25 protein-coding genes and 1 tRNA gene are annotated in these 21,839 nt (G+C 46.6%); 8 read left to right on the top strand and 18 right to left on the bottom strand.

Annotated features, from left to right (window positions below; genetic code table 11):
* Window positions 1-15: 15 nt before the first annotated feature.
* Window positions 16-1,764 carry an IlvD/Edd family dehydratase gene (locus C2740_RS04100; RefSeq protein WP_215294132.1) on the top strand — a complete coding sequence of 583 codons (1,749 nt, stop codon included), beginning with the start codon at window positions 16-18 and terminating at the stop codon, window positions 1,762-1,764.
* A 22-nt stretch (window positions 1,765-1,786) separates the two neighbouring features.
* Here the strand turns inward: C2740_RS04100 and C2740_RS04095 are convergent, their stop codons facing one another.
* The 13 genes from C2740_RS04095 to cysS all read right to left on the bottom strand — a co-directional run bounded on the left by C2740_RS04095 (window position 1,787) and on the right by cysS (window position 12,267).
* Complete coding sequence (locus tag C2740_RS04095) at window positions 1,787-3,463, bottom strand: AMP-binding protein (RefSeq protein ID WP_215294131.1); 1,677 nt, start codon at window positions 3,461-3,463, stop codon at window positions 1,787-1,789.
* A gap of 23 nt (window positions 3,464-3,486) precedes the next feature.
* Complete coding sequence (locus C2740_RS04090) at window positions 3,487-3,768, bottom strand: YqjK-like family protein (protein ID WP_215294130.1); 282 nt, start codon at window positions 3,766-3,768, stop codon at window positions 3,487-3,489.
* Window positions 3,765-4,133 carry a phage holin family protein gene (locus C2740_RS04085; RefSeq protein WP_215294129.1) on the bottom strand — a complete coding sequence of 123 codons (369 nt, stop codon included), beginning with the start codon at window positions 4,131-4,133 and terminating at the stop codon, window positions 3,765-3,767. The genes C2740_RS04090 and C2740_RS04085 overlap by 4 nt, the downstream gene beginning before the upstream one ends.
* 6 nt (window positions 4,134-4,139) lie before the next feature.
* Window positions 4,140-4,475 carry a YqjD family protein gene (locus tag C2740_RS04080; RefSeq protein ID WP_215294128.1) on the bottom strand — a complete coding sequence of 112 codons (336 nt, stop codon included), beginning with the start codon at window positions 4,473-4,475 and terminating at the stop codon, window positions 4,140-4,142.
* Window positions 4,476-4,505: 30 nt separating this feature from the next.
* The gene (locus tag C2740_RS04075) at window positions 4,506-4,967 is read right to left on the bottom strand and encodes a Smr/MutS family protein (RefSeq protein ID WP_215294127.1); all 462 of its coding nucleotides are present in this window, start codon (window positions 4,965-4,967) and stop codon (window positions 4,506-4,508) included.
* A 23-nt stretch (window positions 4,968-4,990) separates the two neighbouring features.
* Window positions 4,991-5,287: a hypothetical protein gene (locus C2740_RS04070; RefSeq protein WP_215294126.1), complete on the bottom strand. Its 297-nt coding sequence runs from the start codon at window positions 5,285-5,287 to the stop codon at window positions 4,991-4,993.
* A 349-nt stretch (window positions 5,288-5,636) separates the two neighbouring features.
* On the bottom strand, window positions 5,637-6,212 hold the full coding sequence (locus C2740_RS04065; RefSeq protein WP_215294125.1) for a phasin family protein: 576 nt from the start codon (window positions 6,210-6,212) through the stop codon (window positions 5,637-5,639).
* A 210-nt stretch (window positions 6,213-6,422) separates the two neighbouring features.
* Window positions 6,423-6,517: transfer RNA gene (locus C2740_RS04060), tRNA-Ser, on the bottom strand.
* Window positions 6,518-6,618: 101 nt separating this feature from the next.
* Window positions 6,619-7,869 carry an aspartate kinase gene (locus C2740_RS04055; protein WP_215294124.1) on the bottom strand — a complete coding sequence of 417 codons (1,251 nt, stop codon included), beginning with the start codon at window positions 7,867-7,869 and terminating at the stop codon, window positions 6,619-6,621.
* Between the two features lie 84 nt (window positions 7,870-7,953).
* Complete coding sequence (tilS, locus tag C2740_RS04050; protein ID WP_215294123.1) at window positions 7,954-9,246, bottom strand: tRNA lysidine(34) synthetase TilS; 1,293 nt, start codon at window positions 9,244-9,246, stop codon at window positions 7,954-7,956.
* Window positions 9,212-10,183 carry an acetyl-CoA carboxylase carboxyltransferase subunit alpha gene (locus C2740_RS04045; RefSeq protein WP_215294303.1) on the bottom strand — a complete coding sequence of 324 codons (972 nt, stop codon included), beginning with the start codon at window positions 10,181-10,183 and terminating at the stop codon, window positions 9,212-9,214. The genes tilS and C2740_RS04045 overlap by 35 nt, the downstream gene beginning before the upstream one ends.
* Window positions 10,184-10,192: 9 nt before the next feature.
* Window positions 10,193-10,864, bottom strand: coding sequence for a DNA-3-methyladenine glycosylase (locus tag C2740_RS04040; RefSeq protein ID WP_215294122.1), 672 nt, complete (start codon window positions 10,862-10,864; stop codon window positions 10,193-10,195).
* The gene (cysS, locus tag C2740_RS04035; RefSeq protein WP_215294121.1) at window positions 10,849-12,267 is read right to left on the bottom strand and encodes a cysteine--tRNA ligase; all 1,419 of its coding nucleotides are present in this window, start codon (window positions 12,265-12,267) and stop codon (window positions 10,849-10,851) included. Before cysS ends, C2740_RS04040 begins: the two co-directional genes overlap by 16 nt.
* 60 nt (window positions 12,268-12,327) lie before the next feature.
* On the opposite strand from cysS, the gene C2740_RS04030 reads away from it, so the two are divergent.
* The 3 genes from C2740_RS04030 to C2740_RS04020 are packed head-to-tail and all read left to right on the top strand — an operon-like array spanning window position 12,328 to window position 14,446.
* Window positions 12,328-13,158 carry a M48 family metallopeptidase gene (locus C2740_RS04030; protein WP_251369696.1) on the top strand — a complete coding sequence of 277 codons (831 nt, stop codon included), beginning with the start codon at window positions 12,328-12,330 and terminating at the stop codon, window positions 13,156-13,158.
* Window positions 13,158-13,661: a peptidylprolyl isomerase gene (locus C2740_RS04025; protein WP_215294120.1), complete on the top strand. Its 504-nt coding sequence runs from the start codon at window positions 13,158-13,160 to the stop codon at window positions 13,659-13,661. Before C2740_RS04030 ends, C2740_RS04025 begins: the two co-directional genes overlap by 1 nt.
* On the top strand, window positions 13,658-14,446 hold the full coding sequence (locus tag C2740_RS04020; protein ID WP_215294119.1) for a UDP-2,3-diacylglucosamine diphosphatase: 789 nt from the start codon (window positions 13,658-13,660) through the stop codon (window positions 14,444-14,446). Before C2740_RS04025 ends, C2740_RS04020 begins: the two co-directional genes overlap by 4 nt.
* 20 nt (window positions 14,447-14,466) lie before the next feature.
* Here C2740_RS04020 and C2740_RS04015 read toward each other — a convergent pair whose 3' ends face one another.
* Complete coding sequence (locus C2740_RS04015; RefSeq protein ID WP_215294118.1) at window positions 14,467-15,255, bottom strand: inositol monophosphatase family protein; 789 nt, start codon at window positions 15,253-15,255, stop codon at window positions 14,467-14,469.
* A 129-nt stretch (window positions 15,256-15,384) separates the two neighbouring features.
* On the opposite strand from C2740_RS04015, the gene C2740_RS04010 reads away from it, so the two are divergent.
* Together C2740_RS04010 and cysE are read left to right on the top strand one after the other, a co-directional pair.
* On the top strand, window positions 15,385-16,134 hold the full coding sequence (locus tag C2740_RS04010) for an RNA methyltransferase (RefSeq protein WP_215294117.1): 750 nt from the start codon (window positions 15,385-15,387) through the stop codon (window positions 16,132-16,134).
* Between the two features lie 23 nt (window positions 16,135-16,157).
* Window positions 16,158-16,916, top strand: coding sequence for a serine O-acetyltransferase (gene cysE, locus C2740_RS04005; protein WP_215294301.1), 759 nt, complete (start codon window positions 16,158-16,160; stop codon window positions 16,914-16,916).
* A 6-nt stretch (window positions 16,917-16,922) separates the two neighbouring features.
* Here the strand turns inward: cysE and C2740_RS04000 are convergent, their stop codons facing one another.
* Window positions 16,923-17,531 (bottom strand): peptidylprolyl isomerase, encoded by a 609-nt coding sequence (locus C2740_RS04000; protein ID WP_251369695.1) that lies wholly within the window; start codon window positions 17,529-17,531, stop codon window positions 16,923-16,925.
* A 54-nt stretch (window positions 17,532-17,585) separates the two neighbouring features.
* On the opposite strand from C2740_RS04000, the gene C2740_RS03995 reads away from it, so the two are divergent.
* Entirely contained in the window at window positions 17,586-18,818 is a 1,233-nt protein-coding gene (locus tag C2740_RS03995) for a cupin domain-containing protein (protein ID WP_215294115.1), read from the top strand.
* A gap of 109 nt (window positions 18,819-18,927) precedes the next feature.
* Window positions 18,928-19,113, top strand: a complete 186-nt coding sequence (locus C2740_RS03990) for a hypothetical protein (RefSeq protein ID WP_215294114.1) — start codon at window positions 18,928-18,930, stop codon at window positions 19,111-19,113.
* Between the two features lie 72 nt (window positions 19,114-19,185).
* On the opposite strand, the gene bamC is transcribed toward C2740_RS03990, so the two are convergent.
* The 3 genes from bamC to C2740_RS03975 form a co-directional block, all read right to left on the bottom strand.
* Window positions 19,186-20,322: an outer membrane protein assembly factor BamC gene (bamC, locus tag C2740_RS03985; protein ID WP_251369694.1), complete on the bottom strand. Its 1,137-nt coding sequence runs from the start codon at window positions 20,320-20,322 to the stop codon at window positions 19,186-19,188.
* An 8-nt stretch (window positions 20,323-20,330) separates the two neighbouring features.
* Window positions 20,331-21,203 (bottom strand): 4-hydroxy-tetrahydrodipicolinate synthase, encoded by an 873-nt coding sequence (gene dapA / locus C2740_RS03980; protein WP_215294112.1) that lies wholly within the window; start codon window positions 21,201-21,203, stop codon window positions 20,331-20,333.
* 76 nt (window positions 21,204-21,279) lie between these two features.
* Window positions 21,280-21,819: a bifunctional 2-polyprenyl-6-hydroxyphenol methylase/3-demethylubiquinol 3-O-methyltransferase UbiG gene (locus C2740_RS03975; RefSeq protein ID WP_215294111.1), complete on the bottom strand. Its 540-nt coding sequence runs from the start codon at window positions 21,817-21,819 to the stop codon at window positions 21,280-21,282.
* Window positions 21,820-21,839: the final 20 nt, after the last annotated feature.

Below are 21,839 nucleotides of genomic sequence, written 5' to 3'. Positions count from 1 at the left end.
AATACTGAGACAAAAATGAGTACTAAGCCAACAGATCCTAAAGCAGCGCCTGAAACAGGTTTACGTAAGGGCTTAACGAGCTATGGCGATAAAGGCTTCTCTTTATTTTTACGAAAGGCATTTATTAAAGGTGCAGGCTATACCAATAGCGCCTTGGATCGCCCTGTAATCGGCATCATTAATACTGGCAGCGCATACAACCCCTGCCATGGCAATATGCCGCAACTGATTGAAGCAGTAAAGCGTGGCGTCATGCTTGCTGGTGGCTTACCAATGGAGTTTCCGACAATCTCGATTCATGAGAGCTTTGCTGCTCCAACCAGCATGTATTTGCGCAATCTGATGTCTATGGATACTGAAGAGATGTTGCGTGCACAACCGATGGATGCCGTTGTGATGATCGGTGGCTGCGACAAAACGGTTCCCGCTCAAATGATGGGTGCTGCTTCTGCCGGATTGCCAGCGATTCAGCTGATCACAGGCTCTATGCTCACTGGCTCACATCGTAGCGAGCGTGTCGGCGCGTGTACTGACTGTCGCCGCTATTGGGGCAAGTTCCGCGCCGGTGAAATCGATGAAATTGAAAAAGATGAAGTAAATGATCAACTTGTGGCCAGCGTAGGCACTTGCTCTGTCATGGGTACTGCCAGCACGATGGCTTGTATCTCTGAAGCTTTAGGCATGACGGTTCCGGGTGGCGCTACTCCGCCGGCTGTCACTGCAGACCGCATTCGGGTGGCAGAAGAAACGGGTACTTGCGCTGTTCAAATGGCTAAAGATGGTTTGACTATCGACAAGATTCTGACGGCAGATGCTTTTGAGAATGCAATCCGAGTATTGCTGGCAATTGGTGGCTCTACCAATGGCATTGTGCACTTAGCGGCAATTGCTGGTCGCATGGGTCTTGAGATTGATCTGGATGCCCTTGACAAAATGGGTAATGAAACTCCTGTACTGGTTGACTTAAAACCCTCCGGTGATCACTATATGGAAAATTTCCATGATGCTGGTGGTATGGCTACTTTATTGCGCGAACTCAAGCCACAATTAAAACTCAATGCAATGACAGTGACTGGCAAAACACTTGGCGAAGAAATCGATTCTGCACCGCCAAGCTTTCAACAAGATGTTGTTCGCCCCTTTGACAGGCCAATCTATCCCCGTGGCAGCATTGCCGTCCTGCATGGCAACCTTGCTCCTGGTGGCGCGATTATTAAGCAATCTGCCGCCAATGAGAAACTCATGGAACATGAAGGTCGTGCTGTGGTGTTTGAGAATGCTGAGGATCTAGCTAGCAGAATTGATAGCCCCGACTTAGATGTCACCGCTGATGACATTTTGGTTCTCAAAAATATCGGCCCCAAAGGTGCGCCTGGTATGCCTGAAGCTGGCTATATCCCTATCCCCATGAAACTAGCGCGTGCTGGTGTTAAAGATATTGTACGCATCTCGGATGGTCGTATGAGTGGCACGGCATTTGGAACGATTGTGCTACACGTTACTCCTGAATCTGCAATTGGCGGGCCCTTGGCGCATGTGCACAATGGCGATCGCATTCGCTTGAGTGTCAAGAATCGAGAAATTAGCTTATTAATTTCTGATGAAGAGTTGGCTAAGCGCGCCAAAGAGAATCCAATCACCCCGCCAACAGCTGAGCGTGGATACAAGAAACTATTCTTAGATACTGTGACACAAGCTGATCAAGGCGTTGACTTTGATTTCTTAAGAGCAGCCAAGATGGTTGGTAAAACCCCGCGCAACTAAGTATCTAGTTGCTACTGTATTGTTAAATATTTCTCAGTTCTCGGCGTAGAATTTTTCCGACATTGGATTTAGGAAGCTCGTTAATAAAGATGATTTTCCGAGGGCGTTTATAACTCACCATATGCTCTTTGCAGTATTGCAAGATATCGGCCTCAGTTAAGTGATGATTGTCCCGCACCACGTAAGCTTTAACGATTTCTCCAAGCTTACGGTGTGGCACCCCAATGACTGCGCATTCTCTAACGCCATCCATTTGGACTAAGTGATCCTCCACATCATTAGGAAACACTTTAAATCCAGCCACCACAATCATATCTTTTTTACGATCAACAATTTCTACATAGCCTTCATCGGTGATAAAACCAATATCACCCGATTTAAAGAAACCATCGGCTGTCATGCAATGCTCTGTCTCTTCTGGTTTATTCCAATAACCTGCCATGACTTGCGGCCCCTGAATACAGATCTCCCCAGGGCTGCCATGCGAGAGTTCAACCCCGTCATCGTCAAGAATGACAAGATTGGTGCTGGGTATTGGCATGCCAATATGCCCTGTGAAATGCTTTTCTAGTGGTGTATTGACGCAGACTACTGGCGATGTTTCTGATAATCCGTAGCCCTGTGCAATGGGTACACCCGTGAGAGCCTGCCAATGGTCAGCTGTCTTCTTATGCACTGCCATGCCTCCGCCAATGGTGACTAATAACTGAGGAAGTTTTACCTTCTTAAACTCTGGCCGATGAATCAGCGCATGAAAGAGCGTATTCACACCCGGGAATATATTGATATTAGGATGCTTAAGTAGCATTTTGATAAAGCCGGTGATATCGCGTGGATTGGGAACCAAAAGTAATAAGCCGCCCTTAGCAATACCGAGCAAGGCACAAGCTGTTAAAGCAAAAATATGGGTCATCGGCAATGCGCACAGAAATACCAATTGCTGTTCTGGCTTTTGTTTGAGGCCAGGATTTAACCAGGCCTCTATCTGCATCACATTAGAGAGGATATTACGATGAAGCAAAACGGCGCCTTTAGAGGTTCCCGTCGTACCACCGGTGTATTGCAAGAAAGCAATATCTTCTAAACCAATGTAAGGTTTCTGAAAATGATGCTCGCCACCGCTTTGAAGTGCGTCTTTGAAAGTAATATGGGCAAAACTCCAAGCTGGTATCAGTTTTTTAATGTCTCTGGCTACCCAATTGATCAGATGGCCTTTGAGGCCCATTAATTCTCCTGGGCTACTCACAATCACTTGCCGTATACCCTCTATTGGGTTGATTGTTTGATAGGTATGAGCAAAGTTCTCCATGACAACCAACACTGTTGCTCCGCTATCGACCAATTGGGCCTCGAGTTCTCGGGCGGTGTAGAGTGGGTTGATATTGACCACCACATAACCAGCACGCAGAGTGCCAATCATGGCAACAAGATACTCAATGACATTGGGGTACATCAAAGCGACCCGTGCACCCTTCTCTAAATTGAGAGTTTGGAGATAGGAAGCAAAGTCTTTAGAGAGTCGATCGAGCTCTCTGTATGAGAAAAACTTTCCCATAGCTTCAACCGCCCTGCGCTTGCCAAAACGCACAAAGCATTCCTCGATAAAGTCAGTCAGGGATGTATGACTCAGCGGCCCAATCTCGTGTGGGACGCCTACTGGATAATTCTTTAGCCAAGGCTTAGCGGTTTCTAAGGCCATCTGAGTTTAGTAATTTGATGAACTCAGATGAGTTTCTTGGCGCTCTTGAGAAGCTTGACAGCGCCCCAACCGATAGCAAGCACCTTGCTGGCTAATTTAGGCTTGTAATGCACAAGCGCAGCAAATGCGCTGGTCCAAAGTATCGGATTACTTTTTAAGAAGTTCACAGCATCAACGCCTTTATCTGCCCACGAGAGTGGCTTCTCCCATGCCTCAAAGTGCTCACTAAATTCTTTACGCTCACGATCAGCCTGGGCTTTGAGCTCATGAAGACGAAGCTCGAGCTCCTTGAATCGCTCTCTCATTTGGAGAGTGACTCTCGATCTTTAGCAAGCTCAGCGATTGAGGCTTCAAATAACTTGGGCATCGTACGCAATGATTGCATGATCAATAAGGACAAAATGAGTCCAACCGATAAAAAAGCGCTAGTCAGCAAACCCAGGGCCATCATCCGATCAGATTCCCAACTGTAGATAACGATCAATAAAGCCAACATCACCAGGCCAAAGAATAAGAAAAATAAGGCACTTACGATCATCACTAGCAAACTGATTAATTTACTTCTGGCAATTTGCACATCCACCGAGATCAACTCGAGTCGTGTTTGCGCAATAGATGCGCCTGTGGAAACAAGATTCTTAATAGAGGAGAGTAAATTTTCTTGGGACATATCTGCTTAGCGACGGCGAATAAACAAGCCAATTAATAAACCAAGCCCAGCTGCAACACCCACCGCCTCCCAAGGGTTCCGATGCACAAAGTCATCTGCACCTTCCGCAAGCGCTTTTGCTTTGTCGGTGAGAGCACCCTCAAAATCAGAGATACTCTCTTTTGCACCGGCAATGGTTTCAAGAGCTTTTGAGCGGAGAGATCCTATGGCGCCATCCGCATGACCTTCGGTTGCCTGAATCAATGCTTCAGCATCTGACATCAATGCTTTGAATTCGCCAATTAACTGGTCAGAACTGACAGTAGCTGCTTGTGGTGAGATATCAGATTTTTTTGCGGTCATAGGAATACTCCTAGTAGAGATGCTTCTATTCTAAGCACTTCTCTGTGACGAGCCTAGTAATAGCACCGTCATACCAGCATTTCCTTCTTTAAAGCGTTTGAGATATCTTTTTAACCCAGGGCGGCGCTTTAAAAGCGTGTGATACGACACACTTCCATATCCCACATTCTCGCCAAAGAAATATTCATCCACTCTATCTGAATAGCGATTGCTTTCCAGAGCATGATGAACCGCCTTTTTAATATAGCCACCCTCACCGCTTGACCCATAACCATGGATCAGAACGATGGCTTTAATCCCCAACTCTATGCATTTACGCAATTGATCTGTTAATTGCTCTAAAGCCTCCTCAACATAGGGGCTGCCTTGCTTAATATTCAGCTCAACCGTATCGGAACTTAAACTTGGCAACTGATCAGAGTCACAGTGCGGACACTGATTAAACAATGACCGCGCATTGCCACAATCAGGACACTCAGCAATCAATGGCACCTTAGAGTCCGGAGATCAAATCATTAAGAACAGTACTTGCCTTCAAGCGTGGCGACATCTGTGGATTTGTCATCAACCATTAGATTTAGAACTTTCTGGGCCATTTCACGATTCTCCGGAGCCTTCAGATGGGCATTAATCAGGGTGGACACATCCTTTCTAATTGAGGTGTTCCCGTAACGTAAGCCTTTTAATGTTGATACTGCTTCAGCAGAAATTTGGCATTGTTGATTTACCAATGCAGATGAATCAGAAACCGTATTCGCGTACGCAAATGCTGCAACAGATATAGATGCCACTACCAGCAGATACTTTTTCATCCTAATTCCTTATTTTGTGACCACAGGTTGGGCAACAGCCCAAATCTTTTGCTTTCGACTTTCTGAGAGCGGCATACACACTGGATTCTGAAATCTCTAGTTTTCGAGCTGCCTGAGCAGCGCTCAAACCCTTCCCCACCCACTCCAAGGCTTGATGTGTTTTTGGCACCTGTCTCTTCATTTCTTCTCCCAGTAAACATACTCTACCACAGAAGTTGAGAAGTTGTGAACTTCAGTAATATAGGAATAACCCTAAATAGGGGCCCAATATTGGGATTAGCGGGGTTGTGGAGTGGAAGAAAAGAAAAAGCCGCCCGGAGGCGGCCTTTGCAAAGCAGTTAAAACTGAATTAAGCAGCTAATTTAGCAGCAGCTTTCTTTGCAGGTTTAGCAGCGTATTGGCCTTGAATATTTGCCAATGCAGCGTCAACACTCTTCTCAAAGTTTGCAAAAGCATCAGTTGCAGTAGCGCGAACTTGGTCAAACTGTTGAACTGAAGCATCAAATGCTGTTTGGAATGCAGAAACAAAAGCTTCAGCGCCAGCAGGTGCAGACTTAGTAGCTTCTTTAACAAACTTTACCAAATCATCGCGTGCATCATCAATCGAAGCGTCAACCAATTGAGCAACTTCTTTATTGCCATTGCGAACTACTGTGTTCACTTTAGCTTGATAAGCAGCGGCATACTTAGCAGCTTCTTGAGCGACTTCAGGCTGAGCCAATTTAGTTAATTGCTGTGGATCTTTGATAGCCAACAATTGTGTGCTTGCATCTTGTGCAGCAGCCAATGCGTCTTTAGCAGCAGCTTGGTTAATTTCAGCTAATTCTTGTGCGCTTTCAACAGCTACTTGGGCTAAATGTTTAGCGTTTTCAACAGCTTTAGCTTGAGCATGAGCGATTTTATCGTTTAATTGAGTTTGAAACATGATGATTCCTTTATTTAAGTAGAGGTACAAAATTTGTTGCGATGCACCATTATAGAAAAGAATATGTTGTGCTGCAACATTTATTTGCGGCAATGCAACATATCAGTAAAAACCTCAATTTAAGTGCTTAAAACAGGGATTTGAACGCTAGAAATGAAAAAACCACCAAGTGAAGGGTGGTTTTTTAATGGGTGGCAATGAATAAAGTACTGGCGGAGACGAGAGGATTCGAACCTCCGATCAGAGTTTTAGCCCCGATGCTCCCTTAGCAGGGGAGTGCCTTCGACCAGCTCGGCCACGTCTCCGTATTTCTAACTCTTTACAACGCCCCACAGTTTAACGGATTACTGTCTTACTGTGGCCGCAAAGGGGGTTTTATGGTCCCTCTTTTGTGTTTATTGTTGTTTTACTTCTGGTCCAGCTCAAATGCCTTATGCAGGGCTCTGACTGCTAGCTCCATATATTTCTCATCAATCACTACAGAAATCTTGATTTCACTAGTGGAGATCATGAGGATATTGATGCCCTCTTCTGACAAAGTTCGGAACATTTTGCTGGCAACCCCAACATGAGAACGCATGCCCACACCAACCACTGAAACTTTAGAAACCTTCGGGTCGCCTGAAATTTCTTTTGCTTCGATATGCGCTTGCACTGTGTTCTTGAGTAGATCCAATGCTTTTTGATAATCAGCACGTGGCACAGTAAATGTAAAGTCAGTCTTGCCATCAACGGATTGGTTCTGAATAATGATGTCAACATCAATATTCGCATCTGCGATTGGTCCCAGAATTTGATAGGCAATACCTGGGCGATCAGGAACTCCTAAAACGGTAATCTTCGCTTCATCACGCGCAAAGGCGATGCCGGAAATAACTGCGGCTTCCATAGTGCTGTCCTCTTCAAATGTAATCAAGGTGCCCGACTTCATCTCGATGTCTAAGGGCATCAATGGGTCTGTCAAGGAAGACAGAACCCGGGTTTTAACTTTGTACTTACCAGCAAACTCTACTGAACGAATCTGCAAGACCTTTGAACCTAAGCTAGCCATTTCTAGCATCTCTTCAAAAGTAATCTTGTCTAGACGACGTGCATCTTCACAAACTCGAGGGTCAGTTGTATAAACACCATCGACGTCGGTGTAAATTAAACACTCATCTGCTTTAAGTGCAGCTGCCATAGCGACTGCAGAGGTATCTGAACCACCACGACCTAATGTGGTGATATTGCCTTCTGGATCAACGCCCTGGAAACCGGTGACCACTACTGCTCGACCAGCGTTCAAATCACTCAGAATTTTCTTGTCATCAATACTTTTAATGCGTGCTTTAGTAAAAGCAGAATCGGTATGAACTGTTACCTGCCAGCCAGCATAGCTGACTGCATCCACACCTTCTCGCATTAATGCTAAAGCTAGTAGGCCAGAGCTGACTTGTTCACCAGTTGATGCAATTTGATCAAGCTCGCGCGGATTTGCATCAGGATTAATTTCTTTTGCTAGACCAAGCAAGCGATTGGTTTCGCCTGACATGGCTGAAGGCACGACAACCACTTGGTGACCAGCACGCATCCATTTAGCAACGCGTTTAGCAACATTCGCAATGCGCTCTGTTGAGCCCATTGAGGTGCCACCATATTTATGAACGATAAGAGCCATAAAAACTGTCTATTTCACTATCTGTAGCAGGAAATGAATTTCCTGAGGATCAAAAAGGCCTTATTTTACAGGGTTTTAAACCTGCTAAACCTTCTGTTGCCACTCGGGCAGCACCCTAGGCCCCGTGTTAACCAAATGCGGGTAGCTAAGACCGACCCCCGCCACTGCTATCAAATCCCCATTAATGAACAAGAGCGGCGCCTTACGCTGCCATGGTGGAATATCGCCCTCCTGAAAGAGATTCTTGAGGGTTTTGCGTGGTGTCTTGGCTTTGATTTGAATTTTTTCTGATCCAGACCTATTTACCTGGGTGATCTGGCCCTTTTGCTGAGCCTCTTTGACCCATTTACTTGGAAGCCCCAAAGTTTCACTTGAACTGGGGATAGATTTAAAAACCCACTCACCAGCAGTTTCGTCTACGACTTGCAAAGTCCCACGCCAAAGCCGAATGACTCTCTCATCATGCACCCACTCTAGCTGAGCATCAGCCTTTACTGCCTCAAGATCGCGCCACCATCCAGCAAGGCGCTCTTGCGAAGGCATCGTCAGCCCGCTTGCCTTCAACCAATATCTCAAAACATTATTGGCAGCAGGTAAATCCTTTTTTGCTAATTCAAGTACTTGCTTTAGTTGAACCCCATTCTTCAGAAGAATAGCTTTACCGTCTTGGGTTGCTAATCGGTCAAGCAAACCCTGCGCTTCACCAAGCAATGCTGCGCTTCGCGCCAGATTAGCAATAGCTTCGGGCTGAATTTTTTCTAGTGCTGTAATAACTGTTTTACGAATGGCATTGCGACGGTATTTAGAATCTTGATTGCTCGGATCTTCAACCCACTTGAGCTTATGTTTTTTGGCATAAGCCTCAAGTTGTTTTTTACTTTGATCCAGTAAAGGGCGCCAGAGTGTAATCTTGCCATCTGTTGTCTTGAGTTTACGGCTGGCGGGCATGGCTGCCAGGCCTGCAACACCAGCACCACGCAGCAGCTGCAACAGCACTGTTTCTGCCTGATCATTTTGGTGATGCGCCAAGAAAATGTCGTTAATGTCATATTCCGCGCAGAGATCTTCTAGGGCTTCATAGCGCCCCGCTCTTGCATTCGCTTCGATATTGCCCTCTTCTTTACAAAAGTGGAGTAAGCGAAAATCAAAATGGATTTGATATTTTTTGGCGAGCTTCTCGCAAAAGATCAACCAGTCATCAGCCTGCTTTTGTAAACCGTGATGAATATGAAAAGCATAGATTTCAGCAGATTTGTATTTTGCGTGCGCTTTGCAAACGGTATCGAGCAGCACAACCGAATCGAGGCCGCCACTCAAGGCAACCGCAATTCGATTACCCGGCTTAAGGCTTGGCTGTGATTTCCTTGAACTTGCCATAACTCATTAGGCGTTCATGACGACGTTCAAGCAGTGACTCTACTTTCATGCCATCAAAGGTCTTCATCGACTCACTAAGAGATTTACGCATATTGACCATCATGGTGTCATAGTCACGATGAGCGCCGCCCACAGGTTCAGCTACGATCTTATCGATTAGACCTAAGGCTTTTAATCTTTGGGCAGTCAAGCCTAGTTGTTCTGCAGCCTCGGGAGCTTTATCCGCAGTTTTCCACAGAATCGAAGCACATCCCTCTGGGGAGATCACCGAATAGGTAGAGTTTTGCAGCATCAGCACCACATCACCCATGGCAATTGCTAGAGCACCACCCGAGCCACCTTCGCCAATAATCGTAGCGATGATTGGCACTTCTAATTCGGCCTGAACATAGAGATTGCGACCAATCGCCTCAGATTGATTGCGCTCTTCTGCATCAATACCAGGAAATGCTCCCGGTGTATCCACAAACGTAAAAACAGGAATGCCAAACTTTTCCGCAAGACGCATGAGGCGCATCGCTTTACGATATCCCTCAGGGCGACTCATGCCGAAGTTGCGCAGTGCACGCTCTTTGGTATCGCGGCCTTTTTGATGGCCAATCACCATACACGGCTGGTTATCAAAACGCGCCAAACCGCCAATCATGGATTGATCATCAGCAAATGTACGATCGCCATGCAGTTCATGAAAATCAGTGAATAGTGCGTTGACGTAATCCAAGGTGTAAGGACGCTGAGGATGACGAGCTACTTGGGATACCTGCCATGGTGTTAGTGCAGCATAGACATCTTTGGTGAGTTGCTGACTTTTTTCGGAAAGCGTTTTGATCTCATCGGAAATATCCACCGATGACTCATCTTGTACAAAACGCAGCTCTTCGATCTTTGTTTCTAATTCGGCGATTTGCTGCTCAAAATCCAGGAAAGTCGTTTTCATCATCTGATTTTAATATTCAACGGGGATGGGGTCGATACTTCTCCACATATACCAAGTGGCAACCGTACGCCACGGGGCCCAATTGGCTGCAACTTCCCTGGCCTCATGGCGGCTGACAGGCTCACCGCTGAAGTAATTCAGGGAAATAGCCTTAATTAAGCCAACATCATCTAGGGGCAGGATATTTGGGCGAACCATGTTAAAAATCAAGAACATTTCCGCTGTCCAACGGCCGATTCCCCGAATGGCGCTCAATTCTTTAATGACGCTCTCATCGTCCATCTCTTTCCATTGATTGGCATGCAGGCGCCCTGAGTCGAAGTGATCGGCCAAATCACGGATGTACTCAACTTTACGCCCCGATAAACCTGCTGCCCGCAATTCTTCTACGGTGAGTGCCAAAATATTTTTGGGGTTCACTTTCTTCTTGCTGGCAATCACCACTCTGTCCCAAACAGCTTGCGCAGCAGCTACCGAAATTTGTTGTCCTACGATTGCTCTAGCTAGGGTTGTGAATGCATCACCGCGAGTAACTAAAAAACCAGATCCATATTTGGGAATAAGTTTTTTGAGAATGCGGTCCTGTTTCATGAGCTCGCGACAAGCTTGCTCCCAATACTCTGGAGCAACTTCTTGCAAAATGGATTTTTCTTTTACTGCAGTCACTAAGCTCTTCGCCATTCTGTCAAGCCGCCTGGCTTGTCTTCTAGAACTACGCCTTGATCTAATAGCGTCTTACGAATCAAATCTGCTTTAGCAAAATCTTTTGCTTGCTTGGATGCAACTCGCTCAGCAATTTTTTCTTGAATCTGAGCAGCGCTCAAGCCACCCTCTTGTTTTGAGTCTGCCTGCAAAAATGCCGTTGGGTCACGTTGCAAGAAATTGAGTGAAGCACCAAGCGACTTTAAGGTGCCAGCCAGCATTTGCTTCTCAGCGCCCTGTGCACGATTGACCTCAGTGGCCAAATCAAACAACACGGCAATCGCCTCGGGGGTATTGAAGTCATCATTCATCGCTTGCGCAAAGCGCTGTACCCATGAATTCTGCGGATCAAGGGTACTAGTTTGAGTTTCTGCTTGTGCCAATGCCGTATACAGCCTGCCCAAGCCAGCACGAGCCTCTTCGAGTTGAGCATCGCTGTAATTGATTGGGCTGCGGTAATGGGCCTTGAGCATAAAAAAACACAATACTTCGGGGTCAAAGCTTTTGAGAACATCCCGAATCAAGAAAAAATTGCCTAATGACTTTGACATCTTCTCTTCGTTTACCCGAATATGGCCGTTATGCATCCAATAATTGACGAAGGGGGCATCGTCATCTTTGCGATTTTTTCCATACAAGGCCCCTTCACTCTGGGCAATTTCATTCTCATGATGAGGAAACTGCAAGTCAGCGCCACCGCCATGAATATCAAAATGTTCGCCAAGCAAGTCACAAGACATGGCAGAACACTCAATGTGCCAACCTGGGCGGCCCTCACCCCATGGAGATGCCCAGCGAGTATCTGCAGGCTCTTCGGCTTTCGCACTTTTCCAAAGGACAAAATCTAATGGATCCCGTTTACCGCCCACAATCGCAACACGTTCACCGGCATTCAGATCATCCAAGGATTTACCAGAGAGCTGACCGTATCTGGGAAGCAAGCGCACTGCAAAATTCACATCGCCATCATCTACCGAATATGCCAATTCATTTTCAATGAGCTTGCCAATCATGCCCTGCATCTGCTCAATGTAATCGGTTGCTCGTGGCTCTTGATCGGGGTGCATGAGGCCCAACTCATCAGAGTCAGCATGCATAGCATCGATAAAACGATTGGTGAGGGCGGCTATGGGCTCGCCGTTTTCAATCGCACGATTAATAATCTTGTCATCAATGTCGGTGATGTTGCGGACATACTGAACTTCATAGCCGCTGGCCCGCAACCAGCGAACCACCATATCAAACACAATCATGACTCTGGCGTGGCCAATATGGCAAAAGTCATAAACCGTCATGCCGCAGACATACATCTTCACCTTGCCCGGCACAATGGGCTTAAATACCTCTTTTGAACGACTAAGGGTGTTATAGATTTGCAGCATAGGGCTATAAAGGTGGGGCAAGTAGCGCCAATTTGTTAGACTGAGCGCTGAGTATATCGAATGAGCCAGTTTCACACCCTTTCCCCTATGCCCTTAACCATCCAAGCACCATACCCTGTTCTGATAAAGATCCTTGCTGCCATATTTACTGCTGCGTTGATCGCGGGCTGTAGCACCCCCGCCCAACAGCTTGCAGATACAGAAATGAAGGCAGCAAGCACCCAAGAATTGAAATGTGGGCCCAATACCCCCTATTTGGGCGGATACAGCCCCAATGATCCCCCCAGGACATCGGTAGATACACCTTACGACCCGCTCAATCCAGAGCTATCTGAGACTGTGGCATTGCCATTCTTATCATTCCTGATCATTGAGCCAGATCCTGTAAGTAAAAATGCAGTGCCCTCAGATATTGAAAAGTTAGTCAAAGCACGCCAATTTCCGGAGGCCATCAAACTGATTGATGCGTATTTAAAAAAATCGCCAAAAAATGTGCAGCTACGTTTTTTAAGAGCCCGCCTGCAACTTGAAATGCGCGAGCTTGAGCAAGCAAAAAAAACCTTGATTCAAATAACCCAACAATTCCCAGAGTTGCCTGAGCCCTACAACAATCTGGCGGCCATAGCAGCAAGTCAAGACAAATGGATTGAGGCAAGAGACTATTTAGAACTTGCCCTCAAATTGCGGCCAAGTTACGCGATCGCCTCGGCCAACTTAGGTGAACTCTATGTGCGACTTGGCGCGCAAGCCTATGAAGAGGCCGCCTTATCAGCACAACTCAATCAACGCCAATACTCCAATCGGGCTAAAGCATTAATGAAGCTCATTAGTCAGCCCAATAAAGCAACAACAATTCCATCCACTAACCCCCCAGAAAGTCGATCTAAATAATGTCTAAAGTACTGTTAAAAACGAATCAGGGTGACATCACCCTCAGCCTTGACTCTGCCAAGGCGCCGAAGAGTGTTGCCAATTTTTTGGAATACGTGAAGAGTGGTCACTATGATGGCACCATCTTTCACCGCGTGATTAATAACTTCATGATTCAAGGCGGCGGCATGACTGCTGGCATGAAAGAGAAGTCCTCTGGCAAACAAATTGAAAATGAAGCGAACAATGGTCTAAAGAATGATCGCTACACCGTGGCGATGGCGCGCACCAGCGATCCACACTCTGCTACAGCACAATTCTTTATCAACGTTAATGACAATGATTTTTTAAATCACACTGCACAAAATGCCCAAGGCTGGGGCTATGCTGTCTTTGGCAAAGTCACCGATGGCATGGATGTCGTTGACACTATTCGTAAAGTAAAGACCGCAAGCTCTGGCTTTCATCAAGATGTTCCAACTGAAGATGTGGTGATTGAAAAGGCAACCGTTCTCGAGGAATGATCCCGCAATACTCGAGCGCACTGCTCATCTCCGATATACACCTGACGCCGTCAATGCCCTTGACGGCGCAGCGTTTTTTTGACTTCTGTGAAAAAGATGCTCCCAAGGCACAGGCTGTCTTTATTCTGGGTGATTTATTTGAGTATTGGGTGGGTGATGACACTTCCCCAAGCTCACCCTTCCAGCAAGAGGTTCAACGCGCCCTTGCCAATTTATCCACCAAAACCAAAACCTATTATGTTCACGGCAATCGTGATTTCTTAATAGGGCCCGCCTTCCTGAAAAAGACAGGAATGTCCTTACTAACAGATCCTTCTTGCATTGAAATCGCCCATGAGCAATATGTAGTGTGTCACGGCGACTCACTCTGTACAGCAGATGTTGGCTATCAAATGTTTCGCAAGCTAGTGAGAAAGCCGTGGATGCAAAGAGTATTCTTGAACATGCCGCTTCACTGGCGACGCTCCATTGCCAATCACCTTCGTAGCAATAGTTACAGTCAATACCAACGCGGAGCGAGGAAGTCATCCCAACAAAATAATGCGAGAACCAATGTCACCTTGGAGGCTTGTGCTGCATTGGCGCGGGATCGATTTGTGGATAAATTAATCCACGGCCACACTCATTTACCAGCCCATCACCAAGAGCAATTAGGTGAGCAAACCTGGCAACGTTGGGTACTTTCTGACTGGGATTTAGATCACCCTGAAAGCACCGCTCCAAGGGCTAGCGCACTATCGATCGATAGTCAGGGTGTGCGCTATCTTGATCTAGTAAAAACCTAAATAGCCGGTTTCTTGCCCTTTTACTGATGAGAGTATTTAGATAAACATTGCACCATCTGTGCAAAGATTCTTGGATTAGCAGCCATGACTTCACCGCTCTTCAGGAAACCTTCTTCCCCACGATAGTTACCAATCAAGCCACCTGACTCCGTAATCAATAAGGCGCCTGCCGCCATATCCCAAGGCTTGAGATCACTTTCAAAGAAGCCATCGTAACGACCAGCAGCAACATAAGCTAAGTCCAAAGACGCAGCACCTGGGCGACGCAAACCAGCGCACTGACGTGTCATCTCCGCAAAGATTTTGAGATATTTTTCAAGATCTTGGTCTTCACGATAGGGAAAGCCCGTGCCAAGCAAAGAATTTGCCAGGCGATCTTGAGTGGCCACGCGCAAGCGGCGGCGATCTAAATACGCGCCCGCTCCACGGGTTGCAGTAAATAGCTCATCACGCGTTGGGTCATAGACAACCGCTTGTTGTGTTGTGCCATTGACGGCCAATGCGATAGATACCGCATATTGCGGAAAGCCATGAATAAAATTGGTAGTGCCATCTAATGGATCGATGATCCAGACGTTCTCTGCATCGATATTATGTTCGCCAGTTTCTTCAGCCAAAAAACCATGTGTTGGATAGGCTTCACTCAGCGTTTCGATTATGGCCGCTTCTGCGGCCTTGTCCACCTCGGTTACGAAATCATTATGTTGTTTACGATCAACCTGCAAGCGCTCTAGATTCAGAGAAGCTCGGTTAATCACGGTTCCAGCACGACGGGCAGCCTTAACGGCCACATTTAACATGGGATGCATAAGTATTGATGGACAAATTAAATAAGAACGAGCCTGTAATATTGCCTAAACTGCAGGACAATACGAAGCTAATACCTTGATTCTAAACGATTGGCGCTTTGCACCTTCCTGGACCCTTCTAAACCCCCCATGAATACCGAGAAATACCAATTGCTACGCTGGGTTCTGGTGGAGACTAGTCACCCAGGAAATGTAGGCTCAGCGGCCCGCGCGCTCAAAACAATGGGGTTTAGTGATCTGCGCCTGATAAATCCTAAGACCAAGGATATTGCCAAAGAATCAGAGGCTATTGCCTTAGCCAGTGGCGCACTCAATGTCTTAGAGTCCTCCCAGGAATCAGAATCTTTAGCATCGACAGTTCAGGGTTGCTCGCTTGTCCTTGGCCTAACCAGTCGGGATCGAGAATTTGGTCCGCCAGCCCTAGACTGGGTAGCAGCCCGCGCGCTCATTCGCAATACAACAGCCCAGCATGGGCGGGTTGCCATGGTCTTTGGGCCCGAAAGAACGGGTCTTGATAACGAACATCTGGCCTTATGTACCCATAGGGTCTGGCTTGACGCCAATCCTGACTACCCATCACTCAATCTAGCCCAAGCACTCATGGTCTGCGCCTACACACTGAGAGAGAGCTTCGCGGAGGCTGGTGACCTAGAGATGATGGTGAATCGTGAGGAGTTAGCCGAGTTGGCCGATCCAGCAGCCATTGCGGCCATGTTGGATCATTGGCGCGAAGGTCTTGAGGCCATTGGCTACCTAGACCCCAGCAATCCCAAAAAGCTCATGCCTCGCTTACAAGCCTTATTTGCTCGGAGCAGCTTGCATAAGGAAGAAATTGATCTCTTACGTGGCATCGCCAAACAGATGCTCCTGAGAAAATAGGCGTATCCCGTTAAAATCAAATGATGTTTAATTCATTATTCGACCAAGTCGACTCCATCATTGCAAGAGACCCTGCAGCCAGAAATCGCCTTGAGGTCATTACGTGCTACCAGGGCTTGCATGCGGTTTTCTTTCACCGTGTCTCCCATTTTTTATGGAATCTTGGACTCAAGTGGATAGCCCGGGTGCTATCGATGTTTGCCCGTTTTTTTACTGGTATTGAAATACATCCTGGCGCCAAGATTGGTCGCAGAGTATTTTTAGATCACGGTCTGGGCATCGTCATTGGGGAAACCACAGAAATCGGCGATGACTGCACGATCTATCAGGGCGTTACTTTGGGTGGCACTTCACTATACAAAGGCGTTAAACGTCATCCCACTCTTGGCAAAGGCGTGGTTGTCAGCGCAGGCGCAAAAGTACTAGGTGGTTTTACGGTTGGCGATGGCGCACGCATTGGCTCAAACGCAGTTGTTCTCAAAGAAATCCCAGCAGGTGCTACTGCCGTTGGTATACCGGCACGCATCTTGCATCCAGATTTACCGCAAAGCGCGGACAGCAAAACAAAAGAATATTTTTCTGCTTATGGCGTAACACCCAATGTAGATGATCCTGTATCCATGGCGCTCAAGGGTTTAATTGATGCAACGATTGAGCAAGAAGCCAAAATTGCTGCACTAGAAAAGGCGCTAGCTAAACTGGGTAATACGCCAACTGATGCTCCAGGCTCAAGCGATACCAAGCGAGACCTAGATGCCATTAAAGAATGGCTTAAAGAGTAGCGCTGTTTAGTGAAGCGTGCGCGGGTTCGAAGTGCGCAAGCCCAAAGTACTACTCAGGAACTCTTCCTCTTCAGCATCGTCCCCATCGTCGTTTGGCATTCCAAAGGTAAAGCTCTCGCCACCTTCTGGATGGCGGTTTTGAATTTCATCTTCTGTAGCTGCACGCACATCTTCCACTTGAACCCAGAAACGCAATGCCATGCCTGCTAGGGGATGGTTGCCATCTAATACCACCTGACTATCTGCAACATCAGTCACTGTGTAGATGAGTGGCTCGTCATCTGAATCTGATTCATCGGCTACTTCCAATTCTTCATCAGCATCAGGCACGCCTTCAAATTGCATCCCAATTTCAAGCGGCTCCGGAAAACGGGTACGGGGCTCAATCTTTAAAAGTTCTGGGTCATACTCCCCGAAAGCCTCGCTAGGTTCCAACTGAACCGTTGTCTCGTAGCCAATATCTTGGCCATCCAAGAGACTTTCAATTTTTGGGAAAGTGCCCTCGTAACCACCATGCAGGTATACCATCGGAGAATCTGGTTCTTCGATAACATTATTTTGCGCATCGGTTAACTTGTAGCGAAGGGATACGATGGTATTTTTTTCAATCTTCATGCGAAATCTATCGAACATTTGTTTTTAATGAGTTTTTGCTAAGCTTTTAACTTTATGACTCCATTTTACTTGAGCAAACCCTATCAGCCGCCCCAGGCACCGCAAAACCTGCCTCTAAAGGAGTCCTGGGCCTTATTTGGGGGGATTAGCCCAGATTTATTCATGAAGCGGTATTGGCATAAAAAGCCCTTACTAGTCCGCGAGGCCATCCCTGCATTTGCGCTAGCATCACAAGATCAGGAAAGCCTGGGGAGCCCTATTTCAGCAGATGAATTAGTCGAATTTGCAGCTCAAGATACCGTTGAATCTCGACTCATTAAAGCTGGGCCATGGAGCTTTAATACCGGCCCGTTTTCAAAAAAAATGATTCCAGCATTCAGTAAACCCAATTGGACACTTTTACTTCAAGGCATGGAAGCACACCACCCTGCTGCTGCAAAAATTCTTTCTTGGTTTCGTTTTATTCCAGACGCTCGTCTCGATGACTTAATGATCAGCGTTGCCGGGATTGGTGGCGGTGTTGGACCTCATTTTGATTCCTATGATGTCTTTTTAATCCAAATGTCTGGTCGTAGACGCTGGCAGATTTCAGAGCAGGAAGATTTAAGTCTGACCCCAAATTTACCGCTCAAGATTTTGCAACACTTTAAGCCTGAGCAGGAATGGGTATTGGAGCCAGGGGATATGCTGTACTTACCGCCCCACGTTGCTCACGATGGCATCGCTCTGGATGCAGGCTGTCAAACTTGGTCGGTTGGCTTTCGCTCTCCTAGCTTCAAAGAGTTATTACAAGAAGGACTGTGGCGACTCGCTGAATCATTGGAAGATATTCCAGAGCTTGAGAAAAAATTTGCTGACCCGAAACAAAAGGCAGCCACTCATGCGGAACAGCTGCCCGAAGAGCTGATTGAGCAAATTACACAAAAACTGCGTCATCTGAAATTGAATCGTGTTGACCGTTTTTTACCTGGAATTACAGCCTACTTATCCGAACCCAAACAACAGGCATTTTTTGATAGTCCAATAAATCCATTAAATCCCACCCTGTTTACCAAGAATCTTGCTACTAAAAGACTGCTTCTCAACCCCCAAACACGCATCCTTAGTCTGGGTAAAGCAGTTTTTTGTAACGGGGATAATATGAGCCAGGGGCAGACAAAGGATATTGCCCAAGCTTGGCGATCCCTATCTGCCAAGAAAAGCCTTTTATCCAAAAAACTTCCAGTGAGCGGCCAGAGCAGTCTTTATGAGGCCTACCTCGCTGGCTGGCTGGTTTTTGAGGTCTAATTTCAAGGATGGATATAATAAATACTGGAAATCACCTAGGGATAATCCCTTGGAATTTTCAACACAATTACCGGTAATTGTTGTTACATTTTTTAAGAGGAAATTACAAATGAAGAAGTCACTCGTATTCGTTGCAATGTTAGCTATCGCTTTGGCCGCTTGCGGTAAAAAAGAAGAAGCAAAACCTGCTGAAGCTCCTGCTGCTGCTCCTGCCGCTCCAGCTGCTGAAGCTCCTGCTGCTGCTCCTGCCGCTCCAGCTGCACCTGCTGCTCCTGCTGCTGACGCTAAGAAGTAATCTTCTTCATGAAGAAAAAAAGCCGCTGAAGGGCGGCTTTTTTATTGCTTAAAGTTACTCCAACTTTCTAGCTTATTTGGTTAACTGATCAGTTAGCAAAGTGAGCAGTTGAATACCAGCTGGGCTGTTCTCCGGCTTACCCTCAGCATCCTGCACATAGACATTCGCTGAATTTTCACCAGTGCTCTTCACAATCACTTGATATTTCTTAGCCTGCAACTTTGAATCATCTTTGCTACTAAAGAGGTTGGTGAAGAAACCTTTTTTCTCGCCGACATCCTTAGCGTTGATATAACGCACGTAGTAAACACCGTTAGAACGATTACGATCCTCAACAGTAAAGTTAGAGCGATCTAGAGCCAATCCAATATCGCGCCATGATCGATCAAAGCCAGCGCTCAACTCGATATAACCCTGATTATTAGCCTCTTGCACTAATTTTGCCTTAGGGGTCTTTGGGCCCAAAGGTACGGCAACCATTGCCTTGGCTTGCTCTTGAGTCATGCCAAGACGCTCCATTAAGCGCGCCAAGAATACCGCCTCTAATTCTGGGTCATTCGGGCGACTTGTCCAAATGGTGTAAAGACAAGAACCTGTTGTGTCAGTTACGCATTTTTCAAGCGCACCTTTTTGTGTAATGTAAATCTCAGTCTCTTCAGGCTTAGGCGCCTCTAAACGGGTTTTGTACTTATCACGCTCACCAGTGTCATAGATAGAGTCCAAGGCACCGCCGATAGTAGAGCGAATCCAATCTTGCGGAATCTTGCCGCGGTTTTCTGCCCAATCCGTTTCCATAATGCCAGTTGAAGGTGAATCAATGGTCAATAAGAAGCCATTCTCTTGCCAGAAATCTTTTACTTGTGGATATAACTCAGTAGCAGGTTTTTCAACTACTAACCAACGACGCTCACCATCACGTGCAATACGCATACCCGGAATGCCAGTCATCACGTTGTTACGCATCTGCACTGATTTTTTCATGGCTGCGTTGTATTCAGACATGGTTGCAGTACCGTCTTGCACAATGTAGCGACGATCCGCTTGAGCAGTAATCAAATCAGGGGGATAAGACAAATTAGGACCACGCACTGCCCCGGTCGCTTTGTAATCTACCGTATCGCTACTGGTAACAGATTTACACGCTGTTAGTCCGGAGACCAATGTAATAACCAAACCCAAAATTGCGATGTAGCGGCGAAGTATTTGCATCAAATTCATCATATCAAGTTAGCCTGTTTTAATGCTGCCTTTAAGGGCTCACGTAAGGAAGCGCTTAAAGGGGTTAACGGCAAGCGAATGCCCGCAGTGATCTTACCCATTTCATGGAGGGCCCATTTCACTGGGATTGGGTTTGCCTCTGTAAACATTGCTTTATGTACCGCTAGTAATTGGTATTGAATCTCACGGGTTTTTTTCACATCATCTGACATCGCTGCAACACACAGCTCATGCATTAAGCGTGGTGCAACATTCGCTGTTACAGAAATATTCCCTTTGCCACCCATGAGCATCAACATTGCTGCAGTTAAATCATCGCCAGAGAAGACTGAGAAATTGCCATGACCCGCACGCTTCAAATCAGCCATTAATAATGTGCCACGCTCTAAGCTACCAGTGGCATCTTTAATCGCGATGATTCCAGGTACACCTGCAAGACGCACCACGGTATCGCCCGCTAAATCAGCCACAGTGCGGCCCGGAACGTTATACAAAATGACCGGTAGATCAACAGACTCTGCAATTTTTTTGAAGTGGGCATACATACCCTCTTGCGTTGGCTTGTTGTAATAAGGAACTACCTGCAAACTGGCATCTGCGCCAACTTTTTTAGCAAACTCAGTTAATTCAATTGCCTCAATTGTGGAGTTACCACCAGTACCGGCAATTACAGGAATGCGGCCAGCGATGTGCTCTACCGCTACACGAATGAGTTCACAGTGCTCTTGGACAGAGACCGTAGGAGACTCGCCGCTTGTACCCACAATCACGATGCCATCAGAGCCTTCGGCTACATGCCAATCTAATAAAGATCGTAGGCTGGCGTAATCCAAACTACCATCTTCATGCATTGGCGTAACAATAGCTGGCATGCTGCCAGAAATGGTCTTTTTGCCGCTTGTAGATTGAGCTGTATTTGTCACCGAATATGTACCGATATTGACTGTCTTAACCTTGAAATTGTAACGGAATGCGGCTTTTTAACGCGTCTTTTACAGCGCAAAGGCGCTGAACCATAGCTGGTTTGGGCTGATCCACATAAATATCCTCGTACGCCACTACTTGGAGGCCATGACGGGCTGCAAAAGCCAACAATTCCCCAGGATTTAAAAGGAAATTGGGGTTGGATGGTTTCCCAAACTCCGCATTTCCCTGGGCGAAAGTTTCATAGATCAAAATCCCCTGTTTTTTTAGAAGCTCAGGCAAACGATCAAGATGAGGACGAAACAGGTAATTAGTAACTACGATGCCGTCAAAGCAAGTCCCGAGCAAAGGCCAAAGATCTTGCTCAAGATTGAGGCATTTTGGGGTGATGGCGGGAGAGTTTAACTGCTCTACTCCTGAGATATCTTGATCAACTGCCAAAACAGAGTGCCCCAGATTAGCTAATAACTGAGCATGACGGCCCGACCCACAGGCAAGATCCAGAACTGCCCCACCCTGAGGAATGAGTGGCGCAAAGCGCCTCACCCAAGGGGACGCACTCATAATCACATCATGCGCACTAG

Source organism: Polynucleobacter sp. MG-5-Ahmo-C2, assembly GCF_018687735.1.
Classification (GTDB): Bacteria; Pseudomonadota; Gammaproteobacteria; order Burkholderiales; family Burkholderiaceae; genus Polynucleobacter.
The sequence above is the reverse complement of the archived record's forward strand: the minus strand, read 5'-3'. Positions and strand labels throughout refer to the sequence as shown.

Bases quoted from the DNA above. Each gene is read 5' to 3' on its own strand.
- C2740_RS04040 (WP_215294122.1), bottom strand. From the start codon at position 10,864: ATGGCGAAGAGCTTAGTGACTGCAGTAAAAGAAAAATCCATTTTGCAA.
- C2740_RS04070 (WP_215294126.1), bottom strand. From the start codon at position 5,287: ATGAAAAAGTATCTGCTGGTAGTGGCATCTATATCTGTTGCAGCATTT.
- C2740_RS04010 (WP_215294117.1), top strand. From the start codon at position 15,385: ATGAATACCGAGAAATACCAATTGCTACGCTGGGTTCTGGTGGAGACT.
- C2740_RS04100 (WP_215294132.1), top strand. From the start codon at position 16: ATGAGTACTAAGCCAACAGATCCTAAAGCAGCGCCTGAAACAGGTTTA.
- C2740_RS04085 (WP_215294129.1), bottom strand. From the start codon at position 4,133: ATGTCCCAAGAAAATTTACTCTCCTCTATTAAGAATCTTGTTTCCACA.
- C2740_RS04020 (WP_215294119.1), top strand. From the start codon at position 13,658: ATGATCCCGCAATACTCGAGCGCACTGCTCATCTCCGATATACACCTG.
- C2740_RS04065 (WP_215294125.1), bottom strand. From the start codon at position 6,212: ATGTTTCAAACTCAATTAAACGATAAAATCGCTCATGCTCAAGCTAAA.
- C2740_RS03975 (WP_215294111.1), bottom strand. From the start codon at position 21,819: ATGAGTGCGTCCCCTTGGGTGAGGCGCTTTGCGCCACTCATTCCTCAG.
- C2740_RS04030 (WP_251369696.1), top strand. From the start codon at position 12,328: ATGAGCCAGTTTCACACCCTTTCCCCTATGCCCTTAACCATCCAAGCA.
- C2740_RS04045 (WP_215294303.1), bottom strand. From the start codon at position 10,183: ATGAAAACGACTTTCCTGGATTTTGAGCAGCAAATCGCCGAATTAGAA.
- cysS (WP_215294121.1), bottom strand. From the start codon at position 12,267: ATGCTGCAAATCTATAACACCCTTAGTCGTTCAAAAGAGGTATTTAAG.
- C2740_RS04000 (WP_251369695.1), bottom strand. From the start codon at position 17,531: ATGAAGATTGAAAAAAATACCATCGTATCCCTTCGCTACAAGTTAACC.
- C2740_RS03990 (WP_215294114.1), top strand. From the start codon at position 18,928: ATGAAGAAGTCACTCGTATTCGTTGCAATGTTAGCTATCGCTTTGGCC.
- cysE (WP_215294301.1), top strand. From the start codon at position 16,158: ATGTTTAATTCATTATTCGACCAAGTCGACTCCATCATTGCAAGAGAC.
- C2740_RS04090 (WP_215294130.1), bottom strand. From the start codon at position 3,768: ATGAGAGAGCGATTCAAGGAGCTCGAGCTTCGTCTTCATGAGCTCAAA.
- C2740_RS04055 (WP_215294124.1), bottom strand. From the start codon at position 7,869: ATGGCTCTTATCGTTCATAAATATGGTGGCACCTCAATGGGCTCAACA.
- C2740_RS03995 (WP_215294115.1), top strand. From the start codon at position 17,586: ATGACTCCATTTTACTTGAGCAAACCCTATCAGCCGCCCCAGGCACCG.
- C2740_RS04025 (WP_215294120.1), top strand. From the start codon at position 13,158: ATGTCTAAAGTACTGTTAAAAACGAATCAGGGTGACATCACCCTCAGC.
- dapA (WP_215294112.1), bottom strand. From the start codon at position 21,203: ATGCCAGCTATTGTTACGCCAATGCATGAAGATGGTAGTTTGGATTAC.
- C2740_RS04015 (WP_215294118.1), bottom strand. From the start codon at position 15,255: ATGCATCCCATGTTAAATGTGGCCGTTAAGGCTGCCCGTCGTGCTGGA.
- C2740_RS04080 (WP_215294128.1), bottom strand. From the start codon at position 4,475: ATGACCGCAAAAAAATCTGATATCTCACCACAAGCAGCTACTGTCAGT.
- bamC (WP_251369694.1), bottom strand. From the start codon at position 20,322: ATGCAAATACTTCGCCGCTACATCGCAATTTTGGGTTTGGTTATTACA.
- tilS (WP_215294123.1), bottom strand. From the start codon at position 9,246: ATGGCAAGTTCAAGGAAATCACAGCCAAGCCTTAAGCCGGGTAATCGA.
- C2740_RS04095 (WP_215294131.1), bottom strand. From the start codon at position 3,463: ATGGCCTTAGAAACCGCTAAGCCTTGGCTAAAGAATTATCCAGTAGGC.